At 61.3% G+C, this 18,393-nt stretch carries 16 protein-coding genes; 10 read left to right on the top strand and 6 right to left on the bottom strand.

The features are described 5' to 3' along the window. The first annotated feature begins 237 nt into the window (after nt 1-237). Together KTR60_RS29200 and KTR60_RS09850 are read left to right on the top strand one after the other, a co-directional pair. On the top strand, nt 238-360 hold the full coding sequence (locus KTR60_RS29200) for a hypothetical protein (protein ID WP_003940840.1): 123 nt from the start codon (nt 238-240) through the stop codon (nt 358-360). Nucleotides 361-410: 50 nt separating this feature from the next. Beyond that, nucleotides 411-2,405, top strand: a complete 1,995-nt coding sequence (locus KTR60_RS09850; protein WP_228402090.1) for an SDR family oxidoreductase — start codon at nt 411-413, stop codon at nt 2,403-2,405. A 96-nt stretch (nt 2,406-2,501) separates the two neighbouring features. Here KTR60_RS09850 and KTR60_RS09845 read toward each other — a convergent pair whose 3' ends face one another. Then, entirely contained in the window at nt 2,502-3,230 is a 729-nt protein-coding gene (locus KTR60_RS09845) for a response regulator transcription factor (RefSeq protein ID WP_054826543.1), read from the bottom strand. After that, nucleotides 3,227-4,468 carry a sensor histidine kinase gene (locus KTR60_RS09840; RefSeq protein WP_047271820.1) on the bottom strand — a complete coding sequence of 414 codons (1,242 nt, stop codon included), beginning with the start codon at nt 4,466-4,468 and terminating at the stop codon, nt 3,227-3,229. Before KTR60_RS09840 ends, KTR60_RS09845 begins: the two co-directional genes overlap by 4 nt. Before the next feature lie 229 nt (nt 4,469-4,697). Here KTR60_RS09840 and KTR60_RS09835 point away from each other — a divergent pair, with 229 nt between their 5' ends. From KTR60_RS09835 to KTR60_RS09810, 6 genes are all read left to right on the top strand, one after another. Next, nucleotides 4,698-5,783 (top strand): serine hydrolase domain-containing protein, encoded by a 1,086-nt coding sequence (locus tag KTR60_RS09835; RefSeq protein ID WP_228402089.1) that lies wholly within the window; start codon nt 4,698-4,700, stop codon nt 5,781-5,783. A 228-nt stretch (nt 5,784-6,011) separates the two neighbouring features. Continuing rightward, the gene (locus tag KTR60_RS09830; RefSeq protein ID WP_228402087.1) at nt 6,012-7,196 is read left to right on the top strand and encodes a serine hydrolase domain-containing protein; all 1,185 of its coding nucleotides are present in this window, start codon (nt 6,012-6,014) and stop codon (nt 7,194-7,196) included. A 100-nt stretch (nt 7,197-7,296) separates the two neighbouring features. After that, nucleotides 7,297-8,490 carry a serine hydrolase domain-containing protein gene (locus KTR60_RS09825; RefSeq protein WP_228402088.1) on the top strand — a complete coding sequence of 398 codons (1,194 nt, stop codon included), beginning with the start codon at nt 7,297-7,299 and terminating at the stop codon, nt 8,488-8,490. Between the two features lie 228 nt (nt 8,491-8,718). Further along, nucleotides 8,719-9,903 (top strand): serine hydrolase domain-containing protein, encoded by a 1,185-nt coding sequence (locus tag KTR60_RS09820; protein WP_228402087.1) that lies wholly within the window; start codon nt 8,719-8,721, stop codon nt 9,901-9,903. Nucleotides 9,904-10,003: 100 nt separating this feature from the next. Further along, nucleotides 10,004-11,200 (top strand): serine hydrolase domain-containing protein, encoded by a 1,197-nt coding sequence (locus KTR60_RS09815; protein WP_228402086.1) that lies wholly within the window; start codon nt 10,004-10,006, stop codon nt 11,198-11,200. A 295-nt stretch (nt 11,201-11,495) separates the two neighbouring features. After that, nucleotides 11,496-12,638 (top strand): MFS transporter, encoded by a 1,143-nt coding sequence (locus KTR60_RS09810; protein WP_230691667.1) that lies wholly within the window; start codon nt 11,496-11,498, stop codon nt 12,636-12,638. A 93-nt stretch (nt 12,639-12,731) separates the two neighbouring features. Here KTR60_RS09810 and KTR60_RS09805 read toward each other — a convergent pair whose 3' ends face one another. Continuing rightward, nucleotides 12,732-14,357 (bottom strand): N-acyl-D-amino-acid deacylase family protein, encoded by a 1,626-nt coding sequence (locus KTR60_RS09805; protein WP_054826222.1) that lies wholly within the window; start codon nt 14,355-14,357, stop codon nt 12,732-12,734. A gap of 153 nt (nt 14,358-14,510) precedes the next feature. Continuing rightward, on the bottom strand, nt 14,511-15,500 hold the full coding sequence (locus KTR60_RS09800; RefSeq protein WP_228402084.1) for a threonine ammonia-lyase: 990 nt from the start codon (nt 15,498-15,500) through the stop codon (nt 14,511-14,513). An 81-nt stretch (nt 15,501-15,581) separates the two neighbouring features. Here KTR60_RS09800 and KTR60_RS09795 point away from each other — a divergent pair, with 81 nt between their 5' ends. Continuing rightward, nucleotides 15,582-16,505 carry a LysR family transcriptional regulator gene (locus KTR60_RS09795; protein WP_228402083.1) on the top strand — a complete coding sequence of 308 codons (924 nt, stop codon included), beginning with the start codon at nt 15,582-15,584 and terminating at the stop codon, nt 16,503-16,505. A gap of 2 nt (nt 16,506-16,507) precedes the next feature. On the opposite strand, the gene KTR60_RS09790 is transcribed toward KTR60_RS09795, so the two are convergent. Continuing rightward, nucleotides 16,508-17,083 carry a TetR/AcrR family transcriptional regulator gene (locus KTR60_RS09790; RefSeq protein ID WP_042449699.1) on the bottom strand — a complete coding sequence of 192 codons (576 nt, stop codon included), beginning with the start codon at nt 17,081-17,083 and terminating at the stop codon, nt 16,508-16,510. 76 nt (nt 17,084-17,159) lie between these two features. On the opposite strand from KTR60_RS09790, the gene KTR60_RS09785 reads away from it, so the two are divergent. Beyond that, complete coding sequence (locus KTR60_RS09785; RefSeq protein WP_003940783.1) at nt 17,160-17,774, top strand: NAD(P)H-dependent oxidoreductase; 615 nt, start codon at nt 17,160-17,162, stop codon at nt 17,772-17,774. 13 nt (nt 17,775-17,787) lie between these two features. Here the strand turns inward: KTR60_RS09785 and KTR60_RS09780 are convergent, their stop codons facing one another. After that, a complete protein-coding gene (locus tag KTR60_RS09780; protein WP_003940807.1) occupies nt 17,788-18,369 on the bottom strand; it encodes a GNAT family N-acetyltransferase in 582 nt (193 codons plus the stop codon). Nucleotides 18,370-18,393: the final 24 nt, after the last annotated feature.

Genomic DNA, 18,393 nt, shown 5'->3' with positions numbered 1-18,393 from the left:
CTACTGGCGGACGGCACGTGGCCTTCACACCCTCGGAACAACGGCCGCCCACATCTCATCCGAAATCACGTCACGCGACGCAAGGACGAGGGCGCACCCCCACGCGCCCGAAACTCTTCAGCAACAGACCTAGTGGATTTCCCTGATCGGGCAGTCGTCCTCGAGGATGACTGCCCGATCGTCTAAATCGCTCCGCAGGGCGATGTTCTCCGAAGCTGATTTCGTCAGACTTGGAGCATGACAATTTTCGAATGGATCCTTGCAATCCCCGCTCTTGCGCTTGCCGTCGCCTTCTTGTTCTCCGGAATCATCTCCGCGGGCATCGACTTCGACGCCGAGGACGGGGTCATGACGCATTGATGTTCGTTTCCCTCTAGCCGCTGATCTTACTTTGGAGTAAGTTACCGACTATGGCCACATACATCGTCACTGGCGGTACTGGATTTCTCGGACGAGCTGCACTGCCACTCCTGCTCGAGCGTGATCAAACTGCTCAGATCCATGTGCTGGTCAGAGCCGGTTCTGTCGCCAAACTCGAAGAACAGGTGTCGGCAATTCCCGGCGGCGATCGCGTGCATCCGCTCATTGGAGATCTGACCGAGCCTGGGCTGGGCATCGATTCTCCCCCACCTGCCGACCACGTCCTTCACCTCGGCGCGATCTACGACATCACCGCCGGAGACGAGCAGGCTTCGACGAATGTCGAGGGCACACGCTCCGTGGTCGAACTTGCTGCGAAACTGGGAGCCACCCTTCATCACGTGTCATCGGTCGCAGTCGCAGGCGACTATCCGGGCACGTTCAGCGAGACCGATTTCGATTGCGGCCAAGGCTTTCCGACGCCCTACCACCGAACCAAGTTCGAGGCCGAGAAGCTCGTTCGAGAACGAGAAGGCCTCACCTGGCGTGTTTATCGGCCGTCTGCCGTGGTCGGCAACTCCGTCACCGGGGAGATGGACAAGATCGACGGTCCGTACTACTTGTTTCCAGGACTGGCGCTACTCGCGAAACTACCTGCAGCACTCCCCGTCCCGATCCCCAACCTCGGCGCAACCAATGTGGTGCCCGTCGATTACGTAGCCGCCGGCCTCGTCGAATTGATGCACGCACCCGGCCACGACGGCGAAGCATTCCATCTCGTGAATCCGAAACCTCAACCGGTACGCGAAATCTATGCCGGACTCGCCAAGGCCGCCGGAGCACCCCGGCCCGCACTCAGCCTTCCGGGCGTGATCGCCAAACCCTTTGTCTCGCCCTTGCCGATGGACTCGGCGGAATCGGCACGGAAGGTCTTCCTCGATCGCATCGGCATGCCTGCAGCATTGCTCGACAACATGACGATGGCGCCGACCTTCACCTCGGAGAGAACCGTTGCCGCCCTGGCCGGATCGGGACTGGCGGTCCCCGAGTTCGGGTCGTACTCCACTGTGTTGTGGAAGTACTGGCGCGCAAACCTCGATCCCAATCGCGCACGACGTAACAATCCCGAAGGACCACTCGTCGGTCGGATCGTTCTGATCACCGGAGGCTCTTCCGGAATCGGCAAGGCATCGGCCATTGCCGCCGCTCAGAAAGGCGCCACCGTTCTCCTGATCGCACGCCGCACCGACGAACTCGATGCCGCGGTACTGGAGATTCGATCAGCCGGAGGCAAGGCGTTCGGTTACCCCTGCGACATCACCGACGACGAGTCGGTCCAGCACACGATCAAAAGCATTCTGACAGAACACGATCACGTAGACATGTTGGTAAACAACGCCGGCCGATCCATCCGGCGCGGCATTTACCACTCCACTGATCGTTTCCACGACTACGAACGAACGATGGCAGTGAACTACTTCGGCGCTGTGCGATTGGTGCTCGCCTTGTTACCGACCATGCGTTCTCGCCGCTTCGGCCACATCGTGAACATCAGCAGCGCGGGAGTCCAGGCGGCAACGCCTAGATTCTCGGCCTACGTGGCGAGCAAGGCCGCCCTCGACGGTTTCTCGGACGTAGCCGCCTCTGAAACCCTGGCGGACGGAATCACTTTCACGACCATCCACATGCCCCTGGTCGAAACACCGATGATCGCTCCGACCGGCGAATACAACAACGGCCCGATCACCAGCCCGGAAAAGGCTGCGGCAATGGTGATCCGCGCGCTGATCGACCGCCCCAAACGCATCGACGTACCACTGGGAACCCTGGGTGATCTGGGAACCCTGTTCGCACCGCACACCAAGGACCGAATTCTCAACCAGATGTACCAGGCCTTCCCCGATTCTCCGGCGGCAAAGGGTCAGGTAGACAAGGAAACTCCGGCAGACGCTCCGGCAACACCGGCGCGACAGCACCACTCGCGCTCGCGCATCCGCAAACTCGGCCGTCGTGCCGCCCGACTCGTGCCCGGTACGCACTGGTGACCGGTGGTGTGACTTCGTCTCGGAGCGTTTCGGCAAGAGGAACGGATCTGTAGGTTCAGTCGGCGAATCCTCACCGGGTCACGCTGACAAAATCAATCAACCGCCAGTTGCACAGGGTTCCGTATCGGTGCCTGACCCCGGGACCACCAGACCAGACTCGTAGGCGATGACGACAGCGTGCGTCCGATTCTGAGCACCGAGCTTTGCCAGCACGTTCCCGACATGCGTTTTCACTGTCTCCAGGCTCACAACCAGAACCTGAGCAATATCCGAGTTGGACAGCCCGGTGGCCATCAACCGCAATACCTCTTCCTCCTTTGCTGTCAGCGCTGCATTCGGGAACGCCTCAGCGGAGACCAACGGGCGGGGCGTAACCATCCGGCGTAGCGCGGCAGGGAACAGGATCACTTCGCCCGCCGCCACCACACGTACTGCCGCTGCGATCTGCGGGACTGGGAGCCGCTTCAGCACGAAGCCACTCGCGCCCGCACTGAGTGCGGCCGTGACGTAGCCATCGTTTTCGAAAGTGGTGATTACCAAGACTTTCGGCGGTTCGGTGCACTCGGCCTGGAGGTGCCGAGTTGCCTCTATTCCGTTGCGCAGCGGCATCCGCACGTCCATCAGCACCACATCCGGACGAAGTTGCCGCGAAAGCTCCACTGCTTCGATACCGTCGGAAGCCTCGCCGACGACCACAATCCCGGGCTGAGCTGCGAGCAGCATACGCAGGCCGCTGCGGGTAACGTCGTCGTCATCCGCAATCAGCAGGGTGACTGGCATGCTTGCAGGGTTGGCGGCGTCCTCACTCCAATTGGCTTCGGTCATCGTGCCACCCGTACCGGCAACTGAACACTCAATCGCCAGCCCTGGGCTCCGTCCGGTCCAGCCTTGAACTCACCGTTCAAGAGTCGCACGCGCTCGGCCAAACCTGCCAGGCCGCGCCCTGATCTTCGAACTACGTCTGCCTTTCCCCCGGTCACTGCCCCGATGCTGTTGACCACTCTGAGCTCGACGCTCTCCGAGCCGACTGCCACCGTGATTTCGATCGGCCCGCTGTCCCCGTGCCGCAGAGCATTGGTCGTCCCCTCTTGCAGGATCCGGTACGCCGCGCGAGAGAGTGTCCCCTGGATCTGTGAAAGGTCACCCGAAAGGTTCACCTCCACAACCGCCCCCGCATGCCGCAACCGATCAATTAACGCAGGCAAGTCCGACAGCGTCCGAGAAGGTACAGCCCCAGGCCTCTCCTCGCGAAGTACACCCAGTACGTAGTCCAGGTCCTCGAGCGCTGCCCGTGTCGACTCCTCGATGCTACGCATGGCGGCCCTCGCTGCGGCAGGATCGGAGGCAAGCACCTCGCCGGCCACCGCCGCCTGGATCGTGGCGGCGGTGAGCGTGTGTCCGATCGAGTCGTGCAACTCGTGAGCGACCCGATTACGTTCGGCCAGTTGCAGTTCACGTTCTTCCGCCAGCGCGAGCCGTTCGGCCGTGGACGGCCCCAACAGTCGTGGCGCCAGCCATCTCAGCAGTGTTGCCACCAGGACACAAATTCCTACCGCAAGCAGGAGGCAGCCGGCCGCCACGACCCAGGTCCATCCACCCGTCACGTCAACCGACGTATCGAACAGACTGATTCGCGCCGTGCCGCCGAGCCAGTTCCCCGGGAGCGAAATACCCATGATGAAAAGGACGCTGGTCGCGAGCGCCGCCAGCCAACCCACCATGACATGCAGGACAATCCAGAGCGGGGCCCGCCAGCGATCAATGTCCGAGAGGTTAGGAGTACGGTGTCCGAGCGCTGGACTCGGCAGCGACACCTGCAGCAGTCGGCGGGCAGAAACGATGAGCGCGCGTCGCACAGGATGCACCAGGCCGAGTGCTCCTACCAAAGTCACCCATATGAGCAGGACCGAAAGCACCCGGACGAACTCGGGTGCGGATTGCCACGCGAGAGCAGGCAACATCGCAACCACCAGAAGTGGCAGGCTTGCCAACACACCACAAAAGGCGAAAAGTACAGCTGAGTATGTAGAGCCTCGCATCAGCGGTCGTAGTCCGGTGATCATGATTCGACAAGTATGACTGGGCCGCTCGGCGATGGCCTCCCCCGATCGAGGGAGATGGTTTTCCCGCGTCGGAGCGATGCGCGACCAATCCTCCAGCGGACAGGATCGTGTCCAGACCGATCAATCTCTCCAAGGAGTTCTACTGATGCGCCGCCACAGTCGACAGGGCCAACCTCCCTCACCCCAAAGACAAAGCCGGAAACGGCACCGCGCCCTCTGTTCCGTCGCAATGACTCTCAGCGTGGTCACCCTCGGTGCGTGCTCGTCGTCCGCCGATACCGTCGCTGCGCGGCACGATGCGGTTCAACACTCACTCGACGCACTGGTGAGCGAGGACGGACTACCCGCCGCCCTCGCAAGCATCCAAGACCGAAACGGCAACTCCCACAACTACACCGCAGGAGTCGGTGACCTGACCACCGGATCAGAGGTACCCCCCAACGGCCAGATACGAATCGGCAGCAACACCAAAACCTTCACCGCAGTAGTGGTCCTGCAACTGGTCGCCGAAGGAAAGATCGAACTCGACACCCCCATCGAGACCTACCTACCCGGACTCGTCCGCGGAGACGGGATCGACGGCCACAACATCACCATCCGCCAACTCCTCCAACACACCAGCGGACTCCCCAACTACAGCAACTACCTGGAAGACGAAGTCCGATATTACGACCCACGCGAACTTCTCGACATCGCGCTCGAACATCCTGCCGACTTCGCCCCCGGAACGAGTTGGAAGTACAGCAACACCAACTACGTCCTCGCCGGCCTACTCGTACAGAAGATCACTGAAAAACCCCTCGCCGAGGAGATGAACCGGCGAATCTTCGCGCCGATCGATCTGCAGCACACATACTTTCCTGAACGATACGACGAGAAGATCTCGGAACTTCACCCCCGCGGCTACTACCGGGAGTCATCGGACGCGCCTCCCGTCGACATCACAGAGATAGACCCCTCGTGGGGATGGGCCGCAGGGCAATTGATCTCCACCACCTCGGACCTCAACCAGTTTCTCCACGCACTCCTCGACGGACGACTGCTCCCCGCAGCCCAACTCGACCAGATGCGCACAACCGTCCCCGCGGAGGAAACCTTCGGACCCGATGCCCGCTACGGACTTGGATTGGTCAGCCGTCCGCTACCGTGTGGCGGCCTGTCCTGGAGCCACGGCGGCAGTTTCCCTGGATACGAGACACGCGGGGGCGCTACCGACGACGGACGCGAAGCGAACATCGCGGTCAGCATGCAAGTAGTCGACGACGCCACCCGGAGAAAACTCGAACACGCGGTGGATATCGCCCTTTGTCGCTGAGGCCTCCTGTCAATCACCAAAGGCCGCCTACTCCGAAATAGCTCGTCAAACCGACAGTATCGGCCGCGAGACGCGGGACTCCGAGGTGCAGCCAGCTACACCCCGTACGCTCCGGCACGCACCACCGAGAGACTGCACTTCGCACCATGGAGGACGCGTATGCACGTCAATACTGTTCTCTGCATGTGGAACTCACCACGAGATTCGACGAACAGGAGACCACAACCAATGACCACTCTTCGACGTCGCCCCTTGCTCACCGTGCTTCCGGCAGTCACCGCTGCAGCCCTCATATTGGGCGTGAGCGGATGTGGTGACACCACTGACTCCACTGATTCCACTCGGCAAAGCGACGCTGCCGTGCAACAGGCGCTCGACGGCGTCATCAAGCAGGGGATCCCCGGCGCACAACTCGTGATCTCCGACCCGTCGCGGGGCACTCGCATCATTCGTGCAGGAATGGGAAACACCGCCACCGGCGAGCCTATCCCCGATGATGCGCGGGTCCGAATCGGCAGCAACACAAAGGCCTTCGTCTCGACCGTCGTCATGCAACTCGTCGACGACGGACTGCTCGACCTCGATATGAGCATCGAGCATTACCTGCCCGGAACGATCGTAGGCAACGGGAACGACGGCAACCGAGTCACCATTCGAGATCTCTTGCAGCACACCAGTGGACTGACGGACTACCTCGCCGCCGGCGGAGCACGGCCGGAAGACATCAAGCCCGGCCAGCTGCTGGTGGGGACAAGCGCACAACCACCGGAGCACTTCTCCCCCACTGAACTGGTCGATATCGCGATGTCTCTTCCACCCGGCCCGGCAGCCAAAGACAAGGCTGTCTATTCGAACACGAACTACATTCTGCTCGGGATGCTCATCGAGAAGGTCACAGGACGCCCTGCCGCGCAGGAGATCACCACCCGCATAATCGATCCGCTCGGACTGATGGACACCTATTTTCCCGCCTCCCGCGAGACACAGATCCGCGGTTCTCATGCACAGGGCTATCACCCGATTGACGGCATTCAGGTCGATGTCACCGATGGCGACGTGTCGTGGGCCGACACCTCAGGTGCGATGGTCGCAACGGGCGCCGACCTCAACACTTTCTTCACGGCTTTGCTACGCGGCGAACTCGTCTCGAATGACAGGCTCGCCGAGATGAAACACACCGTGCCGTTCGACAGGAGCCCGCAGGACAGCTACGGACTCGGACTAGTCCGCGTGAACAGCTCCTGCGGGAAGGAGATCTGGGGTCACGGCGGCGGAATTCCCGGCTTCGGCACCTCGGGCGGAGTCGATACCACAGGACGCGCTGTGACTCTCACGCTCAATCACATCCCGATGAGCGAGGACGCCTTCGTAGCAGCACAGCGAGTTGTCGACGCAGCGATGTGCGAGGAGTGAAGGAAACATGTTCGTGCACGACTTCGCACGCAACATCGAACAACAATTCTTCCCGAGCGAACGATGTCCCGAACCCTACCAATCCTCAGGAGTTCTACTGATGCATAACAATATTCGAAAGGGCTTCCCTTCCTCAGATCGCCCGCAGGACCGCAAACGGCACCGGACCTTTTCGGTCGTTGCCGCGGCGGCCCTCGGTGCCATGACGCTGGCGTCCTGCTCGCCGTCATCCGCCCTCAGTCCCGATACCGTCGGTTCTTCCTCCACCGAGTCCGACGCGGTTCAACGCTCCCTCGACGCACTGGTGAGCGAGGACGGACTACCCGCCGCCCTCGCAAGCATCCAAGACCGAAACGGCAACTCCCGCAACTACACCGCAGGAGTCGGTGACCTGACCACCGGATCAGAGGTACCCCCCAACGGCCAGATACGAATCGGCAGCAACACCAAAACCTTCACCGCAGTAGTGGTCCTGCAACTGGTCGCCGAAGGAAAGATCGAACTCGACACCCCCATCGAGACCTACCTACCCGGACTCGTCCGCGGAGACGGGATCGACGGCCACAACATCACCATCCGCCAACTCCTCCAACACACCAGCGGACTCCCCAACTACAGCAACTACCTGGAAGACGAAGTCCGATATTACGACCCACGCGAACTTCTCGACATCGCGCTCGAACATCCTGCCGACTTCGCCCCCGGAACGAGTTGGAAGTACAGCAACACCAACTACGTCCTCGCCGGCCTACTCGTACAGAAGATCACTGAAAAACCCCTCGCCGAGGAGATGAACCGGCGAATCTTCGCGCCGATCGATCTGCAGCACACATACTTTCCTGAACGATACGACGAGAAGATCTCGGAACTTCACCCCCGCGGCTACTACCGGGAGTCATCGGACGCGCCTCCCGTCGACATCACAGAGATAGACCCCTCGTGGGGATGGGCCGCAGGGCAATTGATCTCCACCACCTCGGACCTCAACCAGTTTCTCCACGCACTCCTCGACGGACGACTGCTCCCCGCAGCCCAACTCGACCAGATGCGCACAACCGTCCCCGCGGAGGAAACCTTCGGACCCGATGCCCGCTACGGACTTGGATTGGTCAGCCGTCCGCTACCGTGTGGCGGCCTGTCCTGGAGCCACGGCGGCAGTTTCCCTGGATACGAGACACGCGGGGGCGCTACCGACGACGGACGCGAAGCGAACATCGCGGTCAGCATGCAAGTAGTCGACGACGCCACCCGGAGAAAACTCGAACACGCGGTGGATATCGCCCTTTGTCGCTGAGGCCTCCTGTCAATCACCAAAGGCCGCCTACTCCGAAATAGCTCGTCAAACCGACAGTATCGGCCGCGAGACGCGGGACTCCGAGGTGCAGCCAGCTACACCCCGTACGCTCCGGCACGCACCACCGAGAGACTGCACTTCGCACCATGGAGGACGCGTATGCACGTCAATACTGTTCTCTGCATGTGGAACTCACCACGAGATTCGACGAACAGGAGACCACAACCAATGACCACTCTTCGACGTCGCCCCTTGCTCACCGTGCTTCCGGCAGTCACCGCTGCAGCCCTCATATTGGGCGTGAGCGGATGTGGTGACACCACTGACTCCACTGATTCCACTCGGCAAAGCGACGCTGCCGTGCAACAGGCGCTCGACGGCGTCATCAAGCAGGGGATCCCCGGCGCACAACTCGTGATCTCCGACCCGTCGCGGGGCACTCGCATCATTCGTGCAGGAATGGGAAACACCGCCACCGGCGAGCCTATCCCCGATGATGCGCGGGTCCGAATCGGCAGCAACACAAAGGCCTTCGTCTCGACCGTCGTCATGCAACTCGTCGACGACGGACTGCTCGACCTCGATATGAGCATCGAGCATTACCTGCCCGGAACGATCGTAGGCAACGGGAACGACGGCAACCGAGTCACCATTCGAGATCTCTTGCAGCACACCAGTGGACTGACGGACTACCTCGCCGCCGGCGGAGCACGGCCGGAAGACATCAAGCCCGGCCAGCTGCTGGTGGGGACAAGCGCACAACCACCGGAGCACTTCTCCCCCACTGAACTGGTCGATATCGCGATGTCTCTTCCACCCGGCCCGGCAGCCAAAGACAAGGCTGTCTATTCGAACACGAACTACATTCTGCTCGGGATGCTCATCGAGAAGGTCACAGGACGCCCTGCCGCGCAGGAGATCACCACCCGCATAATCGATCCGCTCGGACTGATGGACACCTATTTTCCCGCCTCCCGCGAGACACAGATCCGCGGTTCTCATGCACAGGGCTATCACCCGATTGACGGCATTCAGGTCGATGTCACCGATGGCGACGTGTCGTGGGCCGACACCTCAGGTGCGATGGTCGCAACGGGCGCCGACCTCAACACTTTCTTCACGGCTTTGCTACGCGGCGAACTCGTCTCGAATGACAGGCTCGCCGAGATGAAACACACCGTGCCGTTCGACAGGAGCCCGCAGGACAGCTACGGACTCGGACTAGTCCGCGTGAACAGCTCCTGCGGGAAGGAGATCTGGGGTCACGGCGGCGGAATTCCCGGCTTCGGCACCTCGGGCGGAGTCGATACCACAGGACGCGCTGTGACTCTCACGCTCAATCACATCCCGATGAGCGAGGACGCCTTCGTAGCAGCACAGCGAGTTGTCGACGCAGCGATGTGCGAGGAGTGAAGGAAACATGTTCGTGCACGACTTCGCACGCAACATCGAACAACAATTCTTCCCGAGCGAACGATGTCCCGAACCCTACCAATCCTCAGGAGTTCTACTGATGCATAACAATATTCGAAAGGGCTTCCCTTCCTCAGATCGCCCGCAGGACCGCAAACGGCACCGGACCTTTTCGGTCGTTGCCGCGGCGGCCCTCGGTGCCATGACGCTGGCGTCCTGCTCGCCGTCATCCGCCCTCAGTCCCGATACCGTCGGTTCTTCCTCCACCGAGTCCGACGCGGTTCAACGCTCCCTCGACGCGCTGGTGAGCGAGGACGGACTACCCGCCGCCCTCGCAAGCATCCAAGACCGAAACGGCAACTCCCGCAACTACACCGCAGGAGTCGGTGATCTGACCACCGGATCAGAGGTACCCCCCAACGGCCAGATACGAATCGGCAGCAACACCAAAACCTTCACCGCAGTAGTGGTCCTGCAACTGGTCGCCGAAGGAAAGATCGAACTCGACACCCCCATCGAGACCTACCTACCCGGACTCGTCCGCGGAGACGGGATCGACGGCCACAACATCACCATCCGCCAACTCCTCCAACACACCAGCGGACTCCCCGATTACGGAATACACGTCAATGACGAAGAGATCAGATACCGCTACGCCGACCCCCACGATTTGCTCGACGTCGCGTTCCAACACCCCGCCGACGCACCGCCCGGAACGAGTTGGGGGTACAGCAACACCAACTACATTCTGGCCGGCCTACTCGTACAGAAGGTTACCGGCCGCCCCCTCGCCGAGGAGATGAATCGACGTATCTTCGCGCCGATCGGCCTGCGCGACACCTACTTCCCATCCCCGGGAGACATGACCATCCGGGGTCCCCATCCCAAGGGATACCACCGCACCGCACCAGACAGCCCACTGAGTTACGTCACAGAGATGGACCCGTCGTGGGGATGGGCCGCAGGGCAGCTGATCTCCACCACCTCGGACCTCAACCAGTTCCTCTACGCGCTACTCGACGGACGACTGCTCCCCGCAGCCGAACTCGACCAGATGCGTACCACCGTCCACGTCGGCGGGCCCACCGGACTCGAGTACGGCCTCGGCCTCACCAGCAGGACTCTCTCGTGCGGCGGGGTCTACTGGGGCCATGGCGGCGACATAGTCGGCTACGAGACCCGCGGCGGCATCACCGACAACGGGCGCGCCGTAAACCTTGCGGTGACTGCTCTTCCCACGACTGCGTCCGCCACGCAACACGTCGTAGACACCGTGGACAGAGCTTTGTGCAGTTAAGGCTCTGGTGACAGCGTCACCCGGAATCTCACCCGAGTGACGCTGTACCGCCCGACGAAACATTCGGTCGGTTATTGGCCGAACGGACCAATGCGGCCAACGTGTCCGCTGCCACACTTCATCAGTCCATGCGGCACAACGCAATTCAGGAGGCATGATGAAGTCGGAACGCGCCACAGTTGAGGAACCCTCGCATAGCGGCGGCAAGTCGATACAAAACATATTGGACAACAAGTCAATTCGTCGAACAACGACTATGACTGTTGGGCTGCTCAGTACGATCTGGATGATCGACATGATAGATCGCGTGATGATCGGGCTTGCACTGCCGATGATCGGAGACGAATTCTCCCTCAGTAATACGCAATTGGGCGGAGTCGTGTCGATCTTCGCCATCTTTTACATGCTCGGGCAGGTCCCCGGCGGCATGCTGGCCGACCGATTCGGACCCCGGCCACTGTTGATCGTTGCGTTGATCCTGTGGTCGGTGTTCACCGCACTGACAGGATTCGCCTGGGGACTCGTCTCGCTGATGGTCATGCGTGCGATGTTCGGGCTCAGCCAGGGTCTCTTCCCAGCAGCGTCGTTCAAAGCTCTGGCTGAGCGAACCCGTCCGAAAACTCGCGCCACGGCCATGGGCTTCATGATCGGTGCAAACAACCTGGGCCCCGGCATCGCACCATTGATCATCGCCCCAGTTCTCATGGCCGTCGGTTGGCGGGACGCATTTTGGCTGGTGGCCATAGTCGGCGCCGTGATCGGCACAGTCGTCTGGTTGGTGCTCCCGGCGCCGTTGGACACAGAGATCACGGAAGATCCGGAGGCCGCACTGCAACCGCTCGCCAGTGAACACTCACGCGCCGCGGTATTCAAGTCCGTTTCGGTCTGGAAGTTCGCACTTCTGTTCTGCCTGGCCAACATGGCCGGATATGGGCTGTTGACCTGGGTGCCGAGCTACCTCCTCAACGAAAAGGGGCTCTCGCTGATCGATACGGGAATCTTCGCGGCGATCCCGTTCATCGTCACGGCATTGGCCATCGTCGTCGGTGGACGTCTGGTGGACAAGTACTTTCACGACAGCGCGCGCATTCTGCTCGTTCCGTGCATGGCCACCTCCGCCATTCTGCTGTTCTTGATGACTACCACCGATACCGTCGCGATGTTCACGTTCTATCAAACCCTCGCGATGGGCGTCAGCGGACTGTGCTCGATGTCGATCTTCGCCCTCCCGTTGCGGGCATTGCCTGCCGAATTCCTCGGTTCCGGAATGGGTTTGATCAACGGTTGTGGACAGCTCGCCGGTTTCATCACCCCCCTCGTGATGGGATGGATGGTGGACCAGTTCTCGTACATGGCCGCGTTCGGAGTCCTGGTCGGCGCGACGGCTGCGGCGGCTTTGGTGGCCATGATCGTTCCGCAAACCCCGGCGAAATTCTGAGGGCTCTCACGTGGTCCGGCGAAGTGGCCGCTGAAGGGTCGTTCCCGGCAGTGGCCGCTTCGCCGATCCGGAGCTGACCCCGGTGCCAGCTCGTCACCTCACTGCATCGAACCCGTTGCGCGAGCGCCGAAGTGCGCGCCCTGCAAGCTTCCCCGTCGGCACCCCGTCCGACAGTGCCGGTTGCCCATTGACCACAACGTGCCGCATTCCGGTCGCATACACTCTTGGGTTGTCGTATGTCGCGAGATCCTCTACCTGCGAGGGGTCGAAGATCGCCAGATCGGCGTATCCCCCTGGCGCAATGTAGCCCCGCTTCGCCAAACCGAAGTTTTCAGCAGGAAGGCTGGTCATTCGGCGAACGCATTCCTCGACTGATTGCCCGCCAATGCCGCGGGTGTAGCGGCTCAGAATACGGGCGAAAGTTCCGAATGAACGGGGGTGGACGGGTTGCCCCGCGAAAAGGGTCTCCGTGCTTTGAGCATCGGCATCGGAACCAACCGAAACCCAGGGACGCTCGAAGGCAATTCGCGTGTTGTCCTCCAACGCAATGAAATAGGCAGCTTCGGCTGTGGGGAGAGCGTCGAGAACAGCCAGTATGGTGTCCACCGGGTCGTGATGCCCCATCCTCCGAGCAATAGATCCCAGATCTTCCCCCGCTCGGATCCCGAGTGCCGGTACCTCGGACAAGATCGTCACCCCATCGGCACCTCCGGACGCAGCATAGAGATTCTCCCAGTCCTCGTCCTCACGATGGATCCTCTCGCGGATCTGGTCTCGGACACCGCTCGAGTTCAGGTGCGTGCGCCCGGCCGTGGTGTCACGACACCGAAACTCCGGTGGCAACGCGGCACTGAGCAGCGTGTTCCCCGCCTCGTACGGATATACGTCCGCGGTGATTCGCACGCCGTCCTCGCGAGCCGACTCAACCAATTGCAGGGCCTCTGACATTTTGTGCCAGTGCGACTTACCAGCAACCTTGAGGTGGTAGATCTCCCCGCGCGCTCCTGTCGTTCGAGCGATGTCGATCAGTTCCTCGATGCTTTCGAGAAGCCTCTGCCCTTCGCTTCGGAGATGGCAGATATGGACGGCATCATGTCTGGCGAGCACCTGCGAAAATGCTCGCAACTCGCCGGTATCGGCATAGCTTCCGGGTGGATAGATCAGAGCCGAACCCACTCCGAGAGCTCCATTTTCAAGCTCCTCGTCGAGCAGGGCACACGCTTCGGCCAGCTCTTGTTCACTCAACAGACGATCGTCCACACCCGCAACCACCATGCGCAGATTCGCTGCGCCGACGAAGCTCGCCACGTTGAAACCGACGCCGTTCGTCTCCAATGATTCGAGAAAATCGTGCAACCTCGGCCAATGTGATTGCACCCCAAGTGGAATCGCACCCAATCCGAGCATCGCCGGAGTCATAGAACCCGTGACCGGTCCGAGAGACACGCCTTCACCGAAGACCTGGGTTGTGACCCCCTGATACAAGTCCGACAATCCTCGTGGGTCTTGCTGCAGCGTGAGGTAACTATGGCTGAGCACATTCACAAAACCGGGAGCCACCATACAACCGCGAGCATCGATGTCGATCGCCCCCGGCACAGCACCCATCGTTCCGACTTCCACGATCGTGTCACCGGAGATCGCAACATCCGCTTTCCTGGGCGGGCTCCCTCTACCATCGAGCACAGTCCCGTCCCGAACGACGATTGTCGGCAGCATCACGTCTCCTCCACGGTGGCCTTGCTGTCGCGAGATGCGACCCTGTTCACTCTGCTCAATCGTGGAAGCGAAATCTTGTTCCAGACACACATACGCGATGCAAAATTGGTGCCGCCCTACCAAACTGGCCCATGGTTCCGGTCATGCCACCGGTTAGCCGACGATCCTGCGGATCTCATTCTCGGAGGCATTGGCGCCCGTGCAGACAACAGCAACGCGCTTGTCAGCGAAGGTGTTCGGATGCGCATAGACCGCAGCGAGTGCGGCCGCACCGGCGCCTTCGCTCAAAGTGTGAGCGTCGTAGAGCAACGCCCGCTGTGCGAGGGTGATGTCGTCGTCAGTGACGAGCAGGAATCCCCCGAGGCGTTCACGCAAGACACGTTGAGTCAGCGCGAACCCGGCACCGGTCGCAAGCCCTTCGACACGGGTGGTGTTCGGGCGCTCGACGCACGTGCCGGAACTCCACGAGTCATGTGCGGCTCGTGCGGCCTCAGACTGCACTGCGAACACCTCGAGGTGCGGTGCAAGCGCACTGGCGACGAGACACGCCGCCGCCGCACCGCTGCCGCCACCGACTGGGACCACCACCGCGTCCAGATCAGGTTGTTGTTCGAGGAGTTCGACGTAGGCCGTTGCAACACCGGCGAGGATTGCCGGCTCATTGGCGGCGCTCACGAGACGCAGGCCGTCACGTTCGCTGATGAAATCGGCGTGAGCACGTGCTTCGTCGAAGTTCACACCGTGCTCGATGAGCTCGGCTCCGAGCATGCGGACAGCGTGAGCCTTGACTGGATTCGCCCCAACCGGCATGACGATCACACACCGCACGCCCGCACCCGCTGCGGCATACGCCAAGGACTGAGCATGGTTTCCGGTCGAGTAGCCGACAATCCCCCGCGCCCGCGTCGCCTCATCCAGTCCTGCCACCAGGTTCAGTCCGCCGCGAACCTTGAACGCACCCGTGGGGTGCACGTTCTCGTGTTTGACGAACAATTGGCTGCACGAGCCCGCACCCAAGGTCGGGTGCGATATCAGGGGCGTGACCGGTAGATGCCGACGGACGACCTGACTGGCACGCTCGATGTCTGCCCATACGGGTGGATGTAGCTGGTTTGATGCCGTGAGATCAGATGTCGGTGCCATGTGATTCACCCTGCCAAACACCGATTCATAGATCCAATACGTGTTTTCGTCCAAAGCATCGAAATCTTCTATGATTTTGGCATGCTCGATCTAATTCGGCTGAGGGTCCTGGTCGCTGTTGCACAGGAAGGGTCGGTGACAGCCGCCGCCGATTCTCTCGGTTACGCGCAGCCCTCCATCAGTCACCACCTTCGACAGCTCGAATCGGAAGTCGGGGTTCCACTGTTCCAGCGAGCGGGTCGCGGACTGCGCCTGACGGACGCCGGCGCAGTGCTGGTTCGGCGAGCCACCGAGATCCTCGGCCACGTCGACGCAGCGGTAGCCGAAGTCCAGACGTACGCAGGACTGAGGGCCGGGCGGGTACGACTGGCCGCATTCCCGTCAGCCCTGGCGAGTTTGATTCCGCAGGCGATGGCAGCGTTCACGTCCCAGTACCCCGATGTGTCCATCAGCCTCGTTGATGCAGAACCACCCAAAGCACTTGCACTGCTTCGTAACAACGATGTCGACGTAGCTGTTGTCTTCGCGCACGAGGACACCCCTGAAGTCGGGCTCAAGCATGTCGCGCAGACGACTTTGCTGGAAGATCCGTTGTACCTGATCACATCTACGCGGAATGCAGATGCCGCCAACGAGATCACGGACTACGCCGGTGAGACCTGGATTGCCGGTTGCCCGAGCTGCCGAGCCCACCTCCTCACCGCTTGCAATCGAGCTGGATTCATTCCGCGGATCGAGTTCGAGACCGACGACTACGTCGCCGTCCAAGCCCTGGTCGCCTCCGGAAGCGGGGTAAGCACCCTTCCGGCCCTCGCCCTCCAGGCACATCAGAACCCGAGTATCCGCGCACACCGCATTCCCGGCGAGCGACGCACTGTCTCCGTCGCAACCTACGGCAAACCTCCACTTGCTCGCGCGATCGACGCGTTCGTCAGAACTCTGACAGCGATATCCGAATCCATGCGTGAGCGCGTCGAATTGGATGGGCACCAAGATAACCGGTGACCTCAGGTCCGGCCGACCACCGCGACTATCAGTGCGGCAAGTTCGCTTCGAGCATCGTCGGGCGAGAGCGCTCCCGCTACCGCCGCATGCGAGAGTGCCTCTGCAGCACCGAATATTGCGGTCATCGAAGGTTGCGCAAGTCCTCCGCCCGCACCAAAGGGAGTCAGCACCTCCCGACATCGTTCGGAATAGGCGTGTTCCGATTCACGCTTGACCCGCTCCAGCTCGGGCGAACCCTCCAGCGCTGCAAGCACACCCGTCAGTTCACGCCCCTGCGCCAGCGAACATCCGACGTAGGAGTCGGCGATGGCATTCGCGCGTCCGTTCAGAGACTCATCCGCGGCATCGAGATACTCCTCGAGCATCACCGTCTGACGATCGTCGAATTCCTTGAAGAGCGCTGCCAACAACGCGGCGCGAGAGGCGAAATGGCTGTATACAACTGGCTTTGCAACGCCGGCACGTTCAGCCAACCGACCAAGGGTCAGCGCGTCCGCACCCTCCTCTCGCACCAACGCCCACGACACCTCCACGAGTTGTTCGTACCTGCCGGCTCGCGACAGTCTCGTACGTGCCATCGGACACCTCCTTGCGCTATATACCAATAGTAACCTACTCTTAGTACATAAGCGCACCATCTACCGAAGGACGCTCATGACCACACTCGTCGTAGTCTCCCACCCCGATCCCCAGTCACTTACCCAGCATGTCGCCCGTTCTACCGCCGACGCGATCCGCGACCTGGGCGGCGACGTCGACTTCGCGGACCTACATGCCGAGAATTTCGATCCCCGATTCGCCGAAGCCGATGTGAACCTGTTCCGCGGCAAAGGGACTCCCCCGGCCGACGTTGTAGCCGAGCAGGACCGAATCGATCGTGCAGACGATCTGATTCTCGTGTTTCCGATGTACTGGTGGTCGATGCCCGCACTACTCAAAGGTTGGATCGATCGAGTCTTCGTCAGCGGATGGGCGTACGAATTCACCCCGGGAAGCGAATTCGTGAAGAAACTGGACCGACTCACCGTCCACCTGATTCCAGTCGCAGGTGACGACGCCGAGAGTTTCGACCGACACGGCGTGTACGAGGCCTTCCGGACACAGATCGAACGCGGAATCATCGAATATTGCGGTGCCACACTGGGATCGACAACCTTCGTTCACGAGTCGGACACGAAGAGCCGAGACGTCCTCGCCGCAGAAATCCACGACCTCAGCGAAAGCATCGCGTCCCGTGTCGCCTACCCTGCGACCGCGACTTCCCGTTGACGGTCAAAAACGGTCAACTGGCGCTTGACCGGCCCGTGGCCGCCCAGTAGCGAAGCGTGTCTCCCGAATGGCCGAGGTTGCGCGATAACTGATCAGCTGGGCGCACGCTATCGAGAAGTCCCCCGCACGCTTCGATTGCCCTACGCGAACCCGCGTTGGTCTCGTCGCACGTAATCAGGACTCCACTGAGCCCCACCGGGTCGCCGGCATACGTGAGCACTTCCCGCAGAGCAGCCGACGCTATCCCTTTCCGCCGTTCCGACGGCCGAATCCCGTAGCCGATATGACCACCAAGATCAGCCAAGAACTCATTCAAGCTGTGTCGCAACTGGATAGCACCGAGATACCTGCCGTCTCGCACGATCCACCAGTTGGTTGCCGGGACAATGTCGGGCCCCGGCAACGCCTCGGGCTGCGCCAACAACTCCTGCACCCAGTGCCCGAATCCATCGCGTGATGCAAGGTCGAGATCCAGACGTTGCGCAACTCCCAACGCCGAACCGGGCTGATCCGCCTGCGGTCCACCCCACTCGTCACGCGACTCCAACCAGGACACCCACAAGGCCTCGTCAGGCGCAACCAAATCGACTGTCATAGCAGCGATGCTACGTCGCACCCG

Source organism: Rhodococcus sp. C1, assembly GCF_020809065.1.
GTDB lineage: Bacteria > Actinomycetota > Actinomycetes > Mycobacteriales > Mycobacteriaceae > Rhodococcus_F > Rhodococcus_F qingshengii.
This window is presented reverse-complemented; position numbering and strand designations above follow the sequence as displayed.